Source organism: Pantoea sp. MBLJ3, from assembly GCF_000816655.1.
In the GTDB taxonomy this organism is placed as follows: Bacteria; Pseudomonadota; Gammaproteobacteria; order Enterobacterales; family Enterobacteriaceae; genus Pantoea; species Pantoea eucalypti.
In genome coordinates this window covers 12,912-29,382 of the sequence record NZ_JSUT01000029.1, presented here as the reverse complement: position 1 = coordinate 29,382, position 16,471 = coordinate 12,912, and the positions used below count along the sequence as shown (strand labels likewise).

The window sequence follows — 16,471 nt, the reverse complement described above, 5'->3', positions numbered from 1 at the left end:
CGCGCATGTCCGCTTTGTGGCAGAAGCGGACATAATAAAATGCGTATCAGTCTTTCCCTGCAGCCCATTATTAGCATTGCCCAGCGTCAGGCCGAGAGAAAATGTCAGACCGCTCACTTATTTTCTGCCGCAATACTCTTTCTTATACTGGCAATAAAATTATCCCGCGTGACATCCTCCCTATCTCCGTTCCAGGCGACACCCATTTCCCAGCTTACTGACTTACCTGTTAGCGGAATAATAGTCCGTTCCGGTGGGGCGATATGAACAACGCTATAAGGGAGAATGGCAACACCCGCACCCGCGATCACCAACGCGACAATAGTTTGTATATCATCAGCCAGCTGGGTGGATGATATAAAAAGGCCGTTATCATGCAGGAAACGATCAATCTGCATATTTAAACCCTGGCCTCGTTCAGTATGAAGACGTAACAAAGGGAATTTTTTTAGCCAGTCAGCAGCAGACGATGATAACAACGGTGTTGCGGGTGCAATCAGAACCAGCCGATCGGTAAATAATGGCAGGTAATCAAGCGCTATCGGTGGCGGTACCCTGACAAAGCCTACCTGAAGCTCATCTTTTTGCAGAAGTTCGTATTGCAGGAAGGAGGGAAGATCCGTCAATGACATCTCAATTCCCGGATACTCTTTGCGAAATTCAGCAATACAGCGTGGTGCCAGATAGAAGCTTGAAAGGCCAAACCCTACGTCTATATGCCCCTCAATACCAGCTGATACCCGCCCTGCCTGCTGCATAAATAACTGGGTTTGCCTGAGCACTTTTTTAGCCTCTGGCAACAGACGTTTGCCCCCGGCGGTCAGTGTTGCGCCATGACGGCCCCGTGAAAAAAGTGACACCTTCACCATTGACTCAAGAAGATTGATCTGTTTGGTCAAAGCGGGTTGTGAAATACAAAGTTCCCGTGCAGCGTCGGCATAATTTCCTTTTTCAGCCAGTATCGAAAAGGCCTGAAGCAATCGGATATTCACTTTTTCATTCCAGAAGGTTATCGAAAATGGAAATATTTTGATTATACAGTTATTGGAAACTGTTATGTAATCCAGTTTCAACAACAACTGGAGAAACATCATGCACGAGCTTAAGTCTTTAAAAGTTGCAACCGTACAGTTTCAGCATCAGGCAAATGACAAAAGATATAATCTTCTGATAATGGAGAAATTTATTGAGCAGGCGGCTGTTCAGCAGGTGAAGATCCTCGCGTTTCCGGAAATGTGCATCACCGGCTACTGGCATGTACCAAAACTCACCACCGCGGAGGTTCATGCGCTTGCAGAACCGATTGCAACCAGTACCTCCCTGAAATTAATTCGCACTCTGGCGCTAAAACATCAAATGATTATTGGTGCCGGGCTAATTGAGCAAGCTGAAGATGGCCGCCTTTATAATGCATACGTTGCCTGTATGCCGGACGGTTCAATGCAGACGCACCGTAAACTTCATGCCTTTGAGCATCCGGCTATCAGCAGCGGTGACAGGTTTACCGTTTTTGATACTCCCTGGGGAGTAAAGGCAGGGATCCTGATTTGCTGGGACAATAATCTCGTGGAAAACGTGCGTGCTACGGCATTGCTGGGTGCAGATATTCTTCTCGCGCCACATCAGACAGGCGGTACCGATTCCCGCAGCCCTCATGCGATGAAACCCATTCCGCTAACACTCTGGGCGGAGCGGGAAACCCGAAAGGAAGAGATTACTGCTGCATTCAAAGGGGCAAGCGGTCGGGAATGGCTGATGCGCTGGCTTCCTGCCCGTGCGCACGACAACGGGTTATTTCTTATCTTTAGTAACGGTGTCGGCGCAGATGACGACGAGGTCCGCACAGGCAATGCCATGATCCTTGATCCTTATGGCAGAGTCATTAATGAAACCTGGGCTGCTGAAGATTTAATGGTTAGCGCTGAACTGGATTTAAGCCTGCTTGCCATGAGTACCGGGCGTCGCTGGATCCACGGGCGACGTCCTGATCTATACCAGATACTGACCCAACCACAGGGCTATGAACGTGATGCGATCAACGCACGATTTTCGGATGAGATACCTTAAAAGGAACCCACACAGAATCGCATCTGACTGCGGCGTTTTGTTCCTGGAGCAGGTCAAGTGGACATTTTTTGACCTGCTCCCGATTAATGAACAGGCGGCGACATTAACAAAATTTTTATCTGTTGCAGAACAACTGCGTACTTCCGCTTCTTGCTCATAGTGGACCTTTGCAAGAGTCACACTGTCCGCTTTGTGCCAGAAGCTGACGTTGCATACATCGTGCTATATTAGTTTATCGGGAGCTGGTCAAACCCGCTAGTTCACATGACATTATTGATTGAGAATGAAATAATGATTACTTATCAAAATGCGATGGACAGAGCTTTGGATTACCTTAAAGGCTTTGACATTCCAGTCGTCATTACACTTCATGGCCGCTTTTCAGAAGGCTGGTTCTATTGTTATCAATCGAAAGAGTATCTGGAAACGGGTGATTTTTCTGCTCAGTTGGCGGGAAATGCACCGTTCATAATTGATAAAGATAATGGAGAAATTCACTCTTTTGGCACTGCTTATCCTTTAGATAAACACTTGCTGGATTACGAACAACAAAAAAACGAATAACATCCGTTCATCGCTCTAAGCGGAATGTGCCTCCACGTCAGGCGGCTGTATGCCAAAAAGAGGCTGAATTTCTCTCCAGTGCCAGTTTTTCTCTTCAGGAAAGAAGCTCAGTAAAACTCACTAATTCTCAACTAGCTCTAGCTAAATATTTCTAAATAGCTGCCGATAACAGAATTCACGTGATGGATTATATGGAGATAGAAATGATTTGTCGTTTACCTGGATATCTGGTTATCTTGACTTTGTTATTAATACTTTCTGGCTGTACAAAGGTCCGTGATATTTCGAGCCAAAAATACACTTATAAAAGTGATCATAGCCTCGCGTGGAATATCAATAATGCGTCGGGTATGACCCCGTATTATGATGCTCAGGTCAGCCCCAATGCAAAGTTGCTTTTCACTCGTACCGACTTTGATTTGTCATTTCCTGTGGTTAAAGCTAACGGGTTTAACGAGGGCTCGGTGTCTTTAACCCCCCTGATGGAATTTGTTTCTGTGGGTTTAGGGCCTGAAGACTGGCTTAAAGATGGAATTCTGGCATGGGTTCCTTTAGCACTTGCTTCCACCCCCGCTCAGGCATCTCAGGTACTCTCGGACACACTGGAGAAAGCGGTAATAAGCACTTTGAAGGAAACGGGGCGCTCTTATGGGGATGTGCGTAAAGGGAAAAGTAACGCTTTTTGGCTGGCTAAATATGTCTTTCAGGATAATGACGGGCGTTATCTGGTTGTCAAATTTGAAGATGCATATGCTGGGTGTGAAGTTTCCACGGACAAATATTACGTATCGGAACACCAAAACCGTCCTGACTGCACTTTTTTTACGTCTTTCCATGATCCGGAAAAAATTGTCTCCACGCCCGATTTTATCAACGCAAATGGCACAGGTAAAAGCTATTTGATCCGGCTTGACGGAATAAAAGGAAGTTACATAAGCCCGGTTTATGAAAAGCTGTCATCGCATTCCAAGGCTGACAGCCTGCGTCTTAGCTATGCCTTCTTACAACAGGTCAGCCGACATCTTCCTTCTTGGGTAGTGTTTCACCTAAGCCCTCATGAAGATGAGGGGTTACCTGCTCTCATATTGAAGCAGGGAAAAGTACATTTTTTTGTGCGAGCCAGATAAAAATTCTTGTTCTCGCTCCATGGTTAGAATGGACTGAGTTTAAGAAAAATAATTAACTGCTATATTCCAGATTTTTACCTGCCGTGGGCGTTTTCCTCAACCGTTTAAAACGCCTACTTAATTTGACAGCCATTACCGTAGTCGCAAGCCTAATACTCTGACGTCAGCTTTTCGTTCATAGCTGACCTTGCATCAAGTTAGTCCGCTTTGTGCCAGAAGCGGACACTCGGATTTTACTGCTTTAAACTCAATTTAATACCTGAACAGCCTGCCTGGTTATAAATCACCCGACAAATCAGTCCAGTTATGTGATCTCTTTAATGGTTTTTTTATTTAATCAGTGATTAACCGTGATCAAGGTCAAGTATCAACTGCAAGCTACTTGTATGGTAGTAGCCGCAATAGCTATGTTACCAAGGTGTTTAAATTTTGATCTATTGTTTCCTTAAACATAACAATAATAACTACAAATAGGGGCTGGGCTCGCCAGCGGCATCAGTAGGGCTGCTGACAATAAATATTTTTCTAAGGCACCAGATATGACAACTTCCACATCTGAACAGACGAAAAAGTCGCCAAAAGAGACCTGGACTGACGGTGAACACGCTCCGCGCACCGGGCTATATCGTTTTCTCCCTAAAGCGCATCCTCTCTCCTGGTGGATGCTGGTCATTACGACTCTTGCGATCCTGATGAACTCAATTGACAGGATTATACTTCCTACTCTGCTTCCGGCAATAATGCAGTCATTTAACCTGACCGAAGTTCAGGCAGGTTGGCTCAACTCACTTAGCTTTGTTGGAACCTTAGCTGGCGCTGTGGTTTTCGGTTTGTTCTCAGACTGGTTAGGTGCCGGGCATAAGCGCTGTTACAGCTGGTGCGTAACGGTGCTTGTGGAAATTATCTCAGGTGTGGCGACTGCCTTTTGTAAGACGCTGGGAGCGTTTCAGGTGCTGCGTGTCACAATGGGCATGGGAACCGGGGGGTCGGAACCGATAAACGTTGCTCTGCTCGGGGAGTGGTGGCAGAAAGAGAACCGTGGATTTGCTATTGGAGTACATCATACCGGATTTCCGCTAGGACAATTTATTGGTCCTATCCTGATCGCAGCCATTCTGGCTTTTGCGACCTGGCGTGAAGCATTTCTGTTTATTCCACTGATTGGCTTAGTTATTTTAGTGGCACAGTTAATCGTTGGTACACGTAAAAATCATCAGAGGGTTAATGACTGGATTGTTGATAACAAGCTGACCCCGCCCGTTACGGAATCATTGCAGAACACCATTGAAAAGAGTTCGGTATGGGCTAATGCCGCATCTTGCCTGAAAAACCGCAACTGCCAATTGAGTATTCTGCTGATTTTTGGTTTTACATGGGCAGAGATGGGGATAGCTAACTTTCTGACGCTGCAACTGACGCGTGAAGTTGGACTCGACCTCTCGACCGCAGCAATCATCTCTGGTGCATCCGGATTGACTGGCTGGATTGGGCAGATTTTGTGGGGCAGCTTCTCGGATTTGAAAGGGCGTAAACGCTCTCTGGGCATCATTATTACGGGCTGGATTCTGGCAGCGGCGCTTTGCATGTTCATCCATTCCGCAACACTTGGCTGGGCCATTCTTATCTTTTGGGGCCTGTTCCGCAACTCACCTTACCCTGTGGCTTATGCTTTACTTATCGACTCATCTCCTCGTGCTGCAGCGTCCAGCATGGGATTGATGATCGGCCTCGCAGTTGGCATCGCTGGTATTCTGGTCGCACCCATTAGTGGTTGGATTATTCACAACTACGGTTTCACCGTGCACTATTTGGTTATTGTCGCGGTATTACTTATCTCATGTGTTCCACTTTGGTTCATTAAAGAAACAGTAACGTTGAAAAAGGCCTGATATGACCAGCGATCTGATCACTTTATTACGTCACCATAAACTCATTGAGTTAAACCATCTCTATGAAGAGTTCATGCCAGTCTGGCCAACCCATGGAAAATTCTTCTGCAGCCGTGCCGAAGACTACATTGCTGGTGATGGCAATTATAACTGTCAACTTAGCCTCGGCGATCATTGCGGTACTCATGTGGATGCGCCTGTTCATTTCATTGAAGGTGGAAAAACTATAGAGCAGATTGACGTGCGCCAGCTCACCGGACGGGGTCGCTGCCTGGATATGTCGCATCTGGCAGAGAACAGTGACATCACTGTAGAAATGATCCAGTCCTGGGAAGCTGATAAAGGAAGAATCATTGCAGAAGATATTGTGATATTTCGAACGGGTTATGATGAGAAGTGGAGCTGTCGTCCAAACCATGCGCCATTTTTACAAAACTGGCCAGGCTTATCAGGCGAAGGAGCAGATTATCTGATTGAAAAAGGCGTTACTGTTTTCGGTACAGATGCCATGTCGCTGGACAGATATAATAATGAAGCATACCCGGCTCACCTTGCCGTTCTCGGCTCTGATTGCCTGATCATTGAGAATTTGGCTAATCTTCAAGCCTTGCCTTCCGAATTTATTTTCATGGCATTTCCGCTCAGGATTAAAGGTGCATCGGCTTCGCCAATCCGGGCAGTGGCGCTAGTAGAGTAAATGACGCGGGTGTTTGCCTGAACAGGACGCAATTTTAACGAGACTCAGGATTAATTAACGGGGAGCAGGCGATGTTTAACCTGCTCCCCGCTGATTCATACAGAACGCTGTTAGCAATGTCCGCTCCTCGCTTATAGCTGACCTGCCCTCGAATAATCTTCGACTCATACCCACGTATAAGACAGTTGCTTGCAGCTGGCGTAGCGGGTTTTCCAGGCGGCCCCTATAAGGCCGTCCCGGCACGTATCAAATACATGTCTGGGAGGGCCCACTTCTGGTTTCACTATGAATGTTGACACCTGCAACATCCTGCTCACAAGAATGTGAAAATCATGCCTGAAACCGATTAAGCTTCACAAGTTGTCGCAGCATCTCGATATGAATCGGTTTATCATTAAGCGCCGGTATGTAAGTAAACGATTTACCACCCGCATGCATAAAAATCTCCCTGTTCTGCTCATCAAGCTCCTCAAGCGTTTCTAAACAGTCTGATGCGAACCCCGGGCTGATTACATGCAGGCTTTTTATTCCTTCATTCGGAAGATTTTTAATTGTCTCATCAGTATAAGGCGTTAACCATGGCTCTCTGCCGAATCTTGACTGGAACGTCATCAATATTTTCAATGACGGCATATTGATTGCTTCAATGAGTAACTTTGTCGTTAACTCACATCTTTCCTGGTATTGATCCCCCTCTTTGACAAACCTTACCGGTATACCATGATATGAAATCAACAATGCATCTGGAATGCCGTTAGCTTCGAAAGATGCCAGAACGGATGCTTTTAACGCTTCAATGTAGGCAGGAAGATCGGCATAGTCATTGATGAAATTTATGGAGGGTGTATAGCGGTTCTTCATTGTCTGCAGGTGACGGCTCACGCTATCCCAAACAGAAGAAACGGTCGAAGATGAAAACTGGGGATACAAAGGAATGACGATAATTTTATCGACGCCTTTTTCCAGTAGCCTGTCAATTGCACCACCTATACCCGGCTCGCCATAACTCATCCCCAGCTCGACGGGCAAACCTGTCACTTCTTCAAGCGCACGGGCTTGCCTGACGCTGTAAACCATGAGAGGGGAACCTTCCTCCATCCAAATCGAAGAGTATAATTTCGCCACTCGCTTTGCACGTAATGGGATAATCACGCCATGTAGAATGGGGCACCAAATGATTCTCGGTAAGTCGACCACTCTGTAGTCATGCAGAAATTTAGATAAAAATTTCTTAACCGCAGCAGGCGTTGGTTCATTTGGTGTTCCAAGGTTAACAATCAAAACACCCTGTTTATTCGTCATTAAGTGGGGCCCTCAAAGCCATTGTCACTAATTCACTCATGCCAGTCACTCCGTAGCTGCTTGTCTTCAGGCCTCAAATTGACCTCATTTTGTAGAAATATTTGCAATGCAGCTTTACGGTTTCACGGCTTATGATTCTATGCAACTGATTGCAGCCATCGCTTTGACTGAACGATCATGATTTTAGGGCATATCATCAGTAAAAACATTACTTTCTCTATCGTCAGATTTAACCGGTGCGGGGCTACGCGACGTCATTATCGAAGTCGGCGTGTGGGGGTTAGTTGGCTGGAGGAGGTGAGAAAAACCGCATCTGGATGCTCGCGCAGATGCATGCCTCAGGCTTTATCTTTTTATGCGTAAGAGTGATGTAGGCGACTGACCTGCTCCCTGTTAATTCATACAGAACGCTTTTAGCAACGTCCGCGACTTGCTGAAAAGCGGACCTTGCCTAAGACGCACTTCTGCTTTGTGCCAGAAGCGGACATACGTATTTGTGCTGAAGGATCGCGCCGAATGCCTATGACGGGATGCGGCAAATAGTCTTATGATAAATAATGCTGTCTGGCTCGCAGAAGAACACTGGCTGTCAAGCGCCCGCCTGCCCGTTAACTTCTCTATGAATGAATGGTAGCATTGCCCGGTTCACTGGCATGCCTTATAACCTGCAGGGAGCGTTTAATGCAGTTAAAGAGAATGACCTACGACGATCTGACAAAGGGCGGCGGCGAAGCAAAGCTACACGTTTACGGCGTGGGTACCTTCCCGGTATTTTCCGGCCAAAAGCCTTATACCAATGATCCAAACTGTACTTACAAGCCTAACAGTGCCATTCCGGTCGGGCGCTACTGGATTGTTCCGCGTCCTGAAGGCAGTATCGCTAACCGGATCAGAGGATAGGCCGTCGACACCTGGAACAACTCAAATCATTCTGAATGGTTTGCGCTCTTTAATTCGGAAACGATGAGTGTTTCCATCTTCATCAATGGCGTTGCCCGCGGCGGTTTCCGCCTGCATCCTCTTCGGCCAGACGGCTCCGGAGAAAGTGAAGGGTGTATCACCTTCGTGCGGCGCACTGATTTCTATACGGTAAGACAGGCGCTGCTCCGGAGAAAAACAATTCGCGAGCCGGGTTCGCGAAACAGCTTGATGGCATACGGCTACGTTGACGTTCAGGGAGAAAGTAATTTTGCAAACAGCAAAATTCGCTAGAAAAGCAGCGGGTTTTTCGTCTGCTTTATTGCGGCCTTTATGGTATCGCGTTACGGGATGCCACTCTATCCGCTGACGGCGTGGCTCGTTGAACATTCTCATCAAATTTTCGGCAGTTATCAGGATGACGTATACGAAGCCGGTACGGATCCGGTTACGTTCTTTTCCCTTGTGACCGTTATCGCTTTTTACGCTTTAGCCATGTATTGGTTAGTAAAAATGGCAATTAAAAAAGTAAAACGTGGATAGGCTGGTTGCATTAAAAACCTGGGGTTTATATTGCCCTGCACTTCTGTCTGAAAAATCAACACCAACAAGGGTTCGCGAGCGTATCGTTATATTTGATATAGCAGAACGTCCCTATCGATACTATTTCACGTCCGCTTATCGCTCAAAGCGAACCCTGACCTTCGGAGCAGCACACTTTCTCTAAACAAGTATTAAACCTGTTAAACTCCCCCTGCCCGCCTCTGAACCCCACAGATTTTGCATAATCTATGCCTGAAATCAGCGCTCAGTCCCGCCGTGAAACCTGTTGCTTAGGTGCTCTTTGTCGCTGATTTCCCCGGGAGCGGGTAGTTATAAGCAGCGGCGGAAGTATCGCATCGGTAGCTGCCGGTATGTGCGCATTTTCGCAGGGAAGTTATTCAGCCGGGGTATTGTTCCTATATCCCTCACCAAAGATACCCCTGGATTTGTTGCCCCGACAGTCAGCAACTTGTCGCTACCCGACGCAGCAGTGATGGGTGAACCCGCTGTTATCCCTCATCTGCCTGCATGATCAGGGCTACCGGCTGAGTCTATCCGACTCTGTGGTGTGAAGTGCCACGAATCGGTAATGCCGGTCTACCTGATATTTCCAATAAACTTATTCGTAACACCGACATTGCCAGCAGCACAGGTGTGCCCAGCATAAAATGCCGGTTACTGGCCGGGGACATTTGTCAGTAGGATTATCGTCAGATGGGTTGCCGAAAGAAGATCGTCAGTTAATTAGCCATGCCCTGGCTATAGAGGCTATCCTTCAGCGCTAAATTTTCACTTCAGGAACCCCTATGTCAGATATTGCAATTTCAAGGCGTTCTCCTTCGGTATTTTGGGGAGCGACCATCATTTGCGGCACCGTGGTGGGTGCAGGCATGTTCGTCCTGCCGGTCGTGATGGCCGGGGCATGGTTTGGATGGGCGTTACTGATACTGACGTTTAGCTGGGTCTGTATGTTAATCAGTGGTCTGATGTTTCACCGTGTGAGCCAGCATTACCCTCTGGAAACCGGCTATGACAAAATCGTCCGTGATGTATTAGGCCGTAACTGGGCTGAAGTAAATGGCCTGAGCCTGGTTTTCGTGCTGGGCATTCTGACATACGCCTATATTTCAGCGGTCGGGCCTGTTTATGATCACTCACTGAGCAGACTGACCGGCAAAACGGTTTCATCATCCGAAGCCAAAGTTATGTTAAGCCTGACCGTGGCTGCCATCGTCTGGTTAGGCACCAGCAGCATTGGCAGGATAATGTCTGTTTTGCTCATCACTAAAATTGTTCTGTTACTTATCCTGTTTGGTGGATTACTTACCACCGTGAATGTCGACTACCTGCTGGACAGTCAGAATCCGGCAGCATCCTACTGGCCCTATATGTTAGGCATCGTGCCATTCTGCCTTGCTTCATTCGGTTATCATGGAAACATTTCTGGTCTGATTAGCTATTACAATGGCGATCATCGACGTGTGAAAATATGCCTGTACACAGGCACCGCCGTGGCGCTGGTTATCTATCTTTTCTGGATAATCTGCACGATGGGTAACCTTCCGCGCTCAGCCTTTCCGGAAATTGCCAGCCAGGGCGGCGACATTGCCGCGCTGATGCACGCGTTTAGTCTGCGCGGTTATACCGCCGGGATGTCGCTGTTGTTCTCAATATTTTCGCATTTTGCCGTTATCTGTTCGTTCGTGGGGGTGACAGCGGGCCTTGTGGATTACATCAGTGACCGCCTGACTCTCCCCTGGACCAGAACGGGCCGCCTCAAAGCCACAGCGATCACGTTCCTGCCGCCATTGAGTTTATCTCTGCTTTTTCCGGATGGGTTTGTTAGGGCGATTGGTTATGCCGGGCTAATCGCGACAGTATGGGCAGTGATTGTTCCGGGATTACTTCATCTGAAAATGCGATCCCGTCATGACTCAGGCTATCAGCGCAGCCAGTGGGACGGGCTTCAGTTGTGCATGATTATGGTATTCGCCGCCCTGAACATCCTTTCATGGGCGCTGAGCGAGTTTGATCTGTTGCCGGTATTTTAACGTCATCAGAAAGGTCTGATGACATAATAATTTCCTGCAAAACAGCCTGTAATTTAATGATTAAGCCGGTCAGGAAGTGCGTCAATTGCATACTTTCTGGCCGATTGGTTAACAACACACCGTACGGCCATGAACATCGCAGGCAAAATCCCGTGCTTAACTATCTACCCCGCCACCAGCTTTGTATTAGCTGATAAAGGTCAAATTAGCAGTTCTGATTTACATCCCTTATCCTTAAACCAGAAAAGCTTTTGTAATATAACCTCCTGCATAAACAGGCTGACCTGCCCTCCGCTGATTAACACAGGCGATGTAAGTGATGTCCTCATAAGCCACCTGCGTACACCCCTACCAGGAAGCTTTTTCCGACGAACAGATCATCAGTATCCTCCGCTCAGATGAGGCTGTTTTTTCTTCCGGTGAATTCTGCCGTAAAAAGCTATTCCCGACGTCATTTTATCACCTGGCGCAAGAAGTTTGGCGGCTTGGCGGTTCCTGAAGTGAAGCAGCTCAAGTCGCTTGAAGAGGATAATACACGCCTCAGGAAGCTGCTCGCTGAAGCCATGCTTGCCAGGGAGGCACTTCAGATGACTCTGATCCGTAAGTTCTGACAATTAATCAAAAATATGAAGTCTTGTAAGTCAAGTGTGAGGCTCCAGGTCTTTAGCACTGTCGTACCTGCGGGCTGACAAGTTTGTCCCCAATATTCGGTTCAACGCCCAGCACTTCGCTGGCCTGCTGATGGTTCTGGTTGATCCGAAACTCCACAGGACATAATGCTGCAAGCCGGCGAATAATCATGCTGTTCGTCTCTGTCAGTCAGACTGAATAGGTGGCAGGAATTTTTCCGCAAAGATGTCTGGTTCATACCCTGCTGCCGCAAAAAGGTGCTCACGTGATTCGTCAATCGCTGCGCGAAGGCGCTCGCTGTCCACACCCAGCACTTTGCCGTTCTGCTTGACGATGCGACCGCCGATCATCACGGTATCGATGTTGCTGCGTTCAGCAGCATGCACCACCGTGCCAAACGCATTCCCGTTTGGATAGAGGTTGAGGTCAGTCGCGTTAATCAGGATCAGGTCAGCCTGTTTGCCTGGCGTCAGGCTCCCGATTTTGTCCTGCAGTCCGGCACAAAACGCGCCATCAACGGTTGCCGATTTCAGCAACTTAGCAGCCGGAAGCGTTGTCAGCGAATGCTCTGAATTACAGCAGTGCTGCTTATGCATACCCATCACACGCTGCAGATAGAACGCCACGCGCATTTCTGTAAACATATCGGTGCTGTAAGACGTTTCATTGTCCACGCTAAGTCCAGGATTGATGCCATGACGCTGCGCGGCTTCAATGGCGAACATCCCGCTTTCGATCCCATAGTGCGAATCTGAGCGCGGGCAGACGTTGACCCGGACACCGGCGTCGCGCAGGATTTCCCATCCCTCATCAGGCAGGGCTGTGCAGTGGTTAAAGATATTGTCCGGGCCAAGAAGACCCTGCTGATGCAGTGATTCGAGCTCGGAGGCCATTTCAGCACCAAAGAACTCGGTGACAATCGGCAGCCCCAGTCTGCGGGCCTCAGCCCACAATTCCGGATCCAGCTGAGCCATGACGCCCAGCGTCACAAGACTCTCTGGATTATCCCTGAAATATTTTTCCTGCAGACGCTGCCAGTTGCAAGGCCAGTGCGCATTATCCCATTCACCCGCAACCGGTGCGCCGGAAGCATGGATAGCGCGAATACCGCTATCAAACAGGGCCTCGACTGCGGCATCGGCGTGTTCTGCGGTGCGGCTGTTATGCGAATTATCAATCATCGTGGTAATGCCCGCGTCAATCGCACCCAGCGCCGTCAGCAGGTTACCGACATAGATATCTGCAGGGCGGTAATATTTAGCGAACGAGAAGTGCGTGGCGTTGCTGTAGTCGTCCAGACAGGTGGCGTTAGGGTTAATGCGGCGCAGCTGACCTTCCCAGGCGTGACGATGGGAATCAACCATACCCGGCATGACAATCATATTTTTGGCATCAATGACGTGAGCGCCCGGAGCGTCAAGGTTCTGACCCACAGCGTTAATCGTTGAACCGTTGATGAGAATATCACCGCGCTCAATGTTACCGACGCTCTCGTCCATGCTCAGTATCGTGGCACCACGAATCAACATAGCCTGTGAAGTGACATTCTGATTGCTAACAATATTTCTGATATACCCGGTCATTAACTTCCCTCTTTCCTGATCAATGTGGAAACGATACGCCACGCCATTATCCTGAAAAAGGTGCTTAAACCGTTTTCATAATTCATAATTTGCGAATAATCAGACTCAATTTTTACCCATGGGAAGGATGATGGATCGGATTCAGGCTATGCAGATTTTCATACGGGTTGCTGAGGCCGGGAGCTTTGTACGCGCGGCAGAAACGCTGTCACTGCCTTCTTCCACTGTTACCAGTACTATTAAAAACCTGGAGAAATACCTGCAGGTGCGTCTGCTGAACCGCACGACAAGACGGGTCAGCCTTACGCCTGAAGGCCTGCAGTATCTGGCGCAATGCCGGGAGATTCTGGCCTTAATTGAACATACTGAAGCCAGTCTGGCTGATTCGAACAGGCGGCCCCGTGGGCGCCTGAGAGTTGATATGCCCGGTGGGATCGCGCATTTCATCGTCCTGCCCAACCTGAAAGACTTTTACCGACTTTATCCGGATATTTACCTGATGATTGGTGTGAGCGACCGGCAAGTCGATCTTGTGCAGGAAGGTGTGGATTGCGTCATACGAACCGGTGAATTAACTGACTCCACACTGGTTGCACGTCCGCTTGGCCGTTTTCGCTGGTTGACCTGCGCCTCGCCGGACTATCTCAGGGAATACGGTATTCCTGAGACGCCGGAGGCGTTATCGCAGCATAGGGCGATTCATTACTTTTCCGGTTCGGGAAGACGCACTAATGAGCTACGTTTTATACGAGGCGCTGAGGCCTTCTCTGTTCCGGTTGAGGGGGATACAGCCGTCAACGAAACGGGACTTTACATCAGACTGTGTCTTGAGGGTTTTGGTCTGGCGCAGCTTGCTGAGAATGTGATTTCAAAGAATCTGCAGCAAGGCAAACTGGTCGAGGTTCTTGCGGACTGGCAGCCACCCTCCGTGCCGGTGACGATGCTCTATCCGCATCAGCGTTTTCTCTCTCCCGCCGTGCGTGCTTTTGCTGACTGGGTCGCCGGGCTTTTCAACGAAGGCGCAGGTGAAAAGCAGTTTTCCCCATAGAAAACGGCTCAGGCAGCGCGTTTATTACAATGTTCAGAAAAACATAGGGTAAATAACCGACGCAATATTTTTCGACTACAGACTAATGCAAAAAGATACAAACCAAATTTTTAAAAAATAACGTTAGCGTCAGCTCCTCGCCTTAAGCGGACGTTGGCCATGCATCAGTCCGCTTTGTGCCAGAAGCGGACATTAAAACCTTGATCCAATACAAAGGCCCTCCCTAACTAAGTTAGGGCCATCACTTTACGTTCTGGCCTTTTTAGCATACTTGGGCCAATCGTCTTGTCAGCAAAACTGCCAGGAAATTTTTTTCGGTGAAATATAGAGCAATATATTAACGACATCGGTATCAGACTTTGGCACGCACCGCGTAATGTTGTGCTTTTGTCAGTACCGGACTGCTACATTCCATGCTGTTTTGCAAGCCACTGACGGGCCGTTGTAGTTGCAATCCCCTGACGTTGATTGTAAGTATCGCTCTTATTCCAGGCTAGTCCGTCAGGCCGTGCGAAAGCAAGTCGGTAATTTGCCCCGACATCCTGCGGATTATGTTGCACATCATCCTGGAGCTTTTGCCTGTCCAGTAATTTTCTGTTTACTTCAGCACCCCAGTGGTCACGCATTAAATCAGCAAGTTCACTATAAGTAAGCGTATCACCTGCAATATAGATAATCTCGTTTTGGAAAGTGGGCTGATGGAAGAAAATGTCCGCTGTCAGTTGGCCGATATCTTCAGGTGTGGTCAGCGTTACGGCGTGCTGCCAGTCTCCCAGAGCACAGACAGTTTTACTTTTTGCGTCAATCACACCAAAATCATGCTCAAACAGATAGCTGGTAAAAATACCTGTAGATACAATGACCCATCCTGTCACATTCTGCTGGCGTAGAAGGTGGCGAACTTCAAGCTGTTCATCCCAGACTTGTTGCCCGCTGCCTTTACCCACAACGTCATAATCAACGCCAAACTGCCATGGAAAGTAGCGAGCTACAGCCGCTTTCAATATCGCCTGCGTAATTTTTATCTGCGTTCCCGGGCCGCCAACAAAACCACTGCAGTTGATGACGGCGTCGAAAGAAGCAAATAGCTCACTCAGTTCATCAATACTGTTTTCCTGCAGATCGCCCTCCACCACAGCGATCCCAAGCTTCATCAGTTCATCCAGCCGTGCCCTGCGTGAACCAGAAACAGCATGAGCGGCTTCGCGTCTGAGTAACACGCTAATTTTTACATGAGTATGCGCCTGCGCTTTATTGCTCATCGCTCTCAGTACCTGAATACCAAGCTCTCCAGCACCCAGTATAAGAACAGTGTTTATAGGTTTTATGTCGAAATTCATTCTTGCTTCCTGTTGTATTAAAACGTCATCCTGACAGCTGACATAGCCTGGTTCAATTAGGCACACACATGATACCGGAGGTGATATGGAGTCTGAACGGGAAGCACTGTTGCAATTTTCAAAGGAGTTTTGTGAAGAATTAAGCAACGATGATGAGGGACTGAAACGTGAGATCCTGGCGCATGCAGGTAATCGCTGGTCGCTGGGCGTGCTGCATATTCTTGGTACCAGCGGACCTCTTCGCTATGGTGAGTTACGCCGCTACCTTACGGATGTCACTCAAAGAATGCTGACGCGAACATTACGCCATCTGGAGCGGGACGGGCTTATATCCCGCTGTGATTACGAGGAAAAATTGCCCCGGGTGGTTTATGCGATTACCCATATGGGAAAAGAAATGCTTATGCGGATGTTACCTTTATGGTCCTGGATTATCACCTCCTCCAGCTATTTTCGGGTAGCAAGAGAACAGTACGACGGTGATTGAATGTTCAGGTGACAAACTGGCAGGCAGAGAACAGAGGACTTTATGAATGTTGAAACTCTAATCAAAGCAGACAGTTCAACATACTCTCTTTCAGAAAAAATGCCGATTGGCTAATCGCTATGAATATTGTCTTCATTAACATGATGCAGGATGCAGGATGCAGGATACCTCACTGCACAATAAATCAGCATAATGGTATTGCAGCCTACATTCTTAGCCTACAGG

Annotated in this window: 12 protein-coding genes and 2 pseudogenes; 10 read left to right on the top strand and 4 right to left on the bottom strand. The window is 48.1% G+C overall.

Translation table 11 applies throughout. The features are described from left to right. Nucleotides 1-113: 113 nt before the first annotated feature. On the bottom strand, nt 114-992 hold the full coding sequence (locus tag NP77_RS19295) for a LysR family transcriptional regulator (RefSeq protein WP_039661801.1): 879 nt from the start codon (nt 990-992) through the stop codon (nt 114-116). 100 nt (nt 993-1,092) lie between these two features. Between NP77_RS19295 and NP77_RS19290 the strand changes: the two genes are divergently transcribed. The 5 genes from NP77_RS19290 to NP77_RS19270 all read left to right on the top strand — a co-directional run bounded on the left by NP77_RS19290 (nt 1,093) and on the right by NP77_RS19270 (nt 6,344). Next, complete coding sequence (locus NP77_RS19290) at nt 1,093-2,067, top strand: nitrilase family protein (protein ID WP_039661345.1); 975 nt, start codon at nt 1,093-1,095, stop codon at nt 2,065-2,067. 291 nt (nt 2,068-2,358) lie between these two features. Next, nucleotides 2,359-2,631 (top strand): YrhB domain-containing protein, encoded by a 273-nt coding sequence (locus NP77_RS19285; protein WP_039661344.1) that lies wholly within the window; start codon nt 2,359-2,361, stop codon nt 2,629-2,631. Between the two features lie 182 nt (nt 2,632-2,813). Continuing rightward, a complete protein-coding gene (locus NP77_RS19280; protein ID WP_039661343.1) occupies nt 2,814-3,758 on the top strand; it encodes a hypothetical protein in 945 nt (314 codons plus the stop codon). A 539-nt stretch (nt 3,759-4,297) separates the two neighbouring features. Further along, nucleotides 4,298-5,647 (top strand): MFS transporter, encoded by a 1,350-nt coding sequence (locus NP77_RS19275; protein WP_039661342.1) that lies wholly within the window; start codon nt 4,298-4,300, stop codon nt 5,645-5,647. A 1-nt stretch (nt 5,648) separates the two neighbouring features. After that, nucleotides 5,649-6,344 (top strand): cyclase family protein, encoded by a 696-nt coding sequence (locus tag NP77_RS19270; protein WP_039661341.1) that lies wholly within the window; start codon nt 5,649-5,651, stop codon nt 6,342-6,344. A 330-nt stretch (nt 6,345-6,674) separates the two neighbouring features. Here the strand turns inward: NP77_RS19270 and hemH are convergent, their stop codons facing one another. After that, complete coding sequence (gene hemH, locus NP77_RS19265; protein WP_039661340.1) at nt 6,675-7,646, bottom strand: ferrochelatase; 972 nt, start codon at nt 7,644-7,646, stop codon at nt 6,675-6,677. A 627-nt stretch (nt 7,647-8,273) separates the two neighbouring features. On the opposite strand from hemH, the pseudogene NP77_RS24085 reads away from it, so the two are divergent. From NP77_RS24085 to NP77_RS23880, 3 genes and pseudogenes are all read left to right on the top strand, one after another. Beyond that, nucleotides 8,274-8,858: pseudogene (locus NP77_RS24085) on the top strand (DUF2778 domain-containing protein). Between the two features lie 1,055 nt (nt 8,859-9,913). Next, on the top strand, nt 9,914-11,158 hold the full coding sequence (locus NP77_RS19250) for an aromatic amino acid transporter (RefSeq protein ID WP_039661339.1): 1,245 nt from the start codon (nt 9,914-9,916) through the stop codon (nt 11,156-11,158). Nucleotides 11,159-11,534: 376 nt separating this feature from the next. Next, nucleotides 11,535-11,795 (top strand): annotated as a pseudogene (locus tag NP77_RS23880) (transposase); the annotation flags it as partial. A 178-nt stretch (nt 11,796-11,973) separates the two neighbouring features. On the opposite strand, the gene NP77_RS19240 reads toward NP77_RS23880, so the two are convergent. Further along, on the bottom strand, nt 11,974-13,371 hold the full coding sequence (locus tag NP77_RS19240) for an amidohydrolase family protein (protein ID WP_039661337.1): 1,398 nt from the start codon (nt 13,369-13,371) through the stop codon (nt 11,974-11,976). 130 nt (nt 13,372-13,501) lie between these two features. On the opposite strand from NP77_RS19240, the gene NP77_RS19235 reads away from it, so the two are divergent. Continuing rightward, on the top strand, nt 13,502-14,419 hold the full coding sequence (locus NP77_RS19235; protein WP_008924807.1) for a LysR family transcriptional regulator: 918 nt from the start codon (nt 13,502-13,504) through the stop codon (nt 14,417-14,419). 404 nt (nt 14,420-14,823) lie between these two features. Here the strand turns inward: NP77_RS19235 and NP77_RS19230 are convergent, their stop codons facing one another. Continuing rightward, nucleotides 14,824-15,759, bottom strand: coding sequence for an aromatic alcohol reductase (locus tag NP77_RS19230; RefSeq protein ID WP_039661336.1), 936 nt, complete (start codon nt 15,757-15,759; stop codon nt 14,824-14,826). Between the two features lie 85 nt (nt 15,760-15,844). On the opposite strand from NP77_RS19230, the gene NP77_RS19225 reads away from it, so the two are divergent. Continuing rightward, nucleotides 15,845-16,246: a helix-turn-helix domain-containing protein gene (locus NP77_RS19225; protein WP_008924809.1), complete on the top strand. Its 402-nt coding sequence runs from the start codon at nt 15,845-15,847 to the stop codon at nt 16,244-16,246. Nucleotides 16,247-16,471: the final 225 nt, after the last annotated feature.

Bases quoted from the DNA above. Each gene is read 5' to 3' on its own strand.
- NP77_RS19290 (WP_039661345.1), top strand. From the start codon at position 1,093: ATGCACGAGCTTAAGTCTTTAAAAGTTGCAACCGTACAGTTTCAGCAT.
- NP77_RS19285 (WP_039661344.1), top strand. From the start codon at position 2,359: ATGATTACTTATCAAAATGCGATGGACAGAGCTTTGGATTACCTTAAA.
- NP77_RS19270 (WP_039661341.1), top strand. From the start codon at position 5,649: ATGACCAGCGATCTGATCACTTTATTACGTCACCATAAACTCATTGAG.
- NP77_RS19250 (WP_039661339.1), top strand. From the start codon at position 9,914: ATGTCAGATATTGCAATTTCAAGGCGTTCTCCTTCGGTATTTTGGGGA.
- NP77_RS19280 (WP_039661343.1), top strand. From the start codon at position 2,814: ATGGATTATATGGAGATAGAAATGATTTGTCGTTTACCTGGATATCTG.
- hemH (WP_039661340.1), bottom strand. From the start codon at position 7,646: ATGACGAATAAACAGGGTGTTTTGATTGTTAACCTTGGAACACCAAAT.
- NP77_RS19230 (WP_039661336.1), bottom strand. From the start codon at position 15,759: ATGAATTTCGACATAAAACCTATAAACACTGTTCTTATACTGGGTGCT.
- NP77_RS19225 (WP_008924809.1), top strand. From the start codon at position 15,845: ATGGAGTCTGAACGGGAAGCACTGTTGCAATTTTCAAAGGAGTTTTGT.
- NP77_RS19275 (WP_039661342.1), top strand. From the start codon at position 4,298: ATGACAACTTCCACATCTGAACAGACGAAAAAGTCGCCAAAAGAGACC.
- NP77_RS19235 (WP_008924807.1), top strand. From the start codon at position 13,502: ATGGATCGGATTCAGGCTATGCAGATTTTCATACGGGTTGCTGAGGCC.
- NP77_RS19240 (WP_039661337.1), bottom strand. From the start codon at position 13,371: ATGACCGGGTATATCAGAAATATTGTTAGCAATCAGAATGTCACTTCA.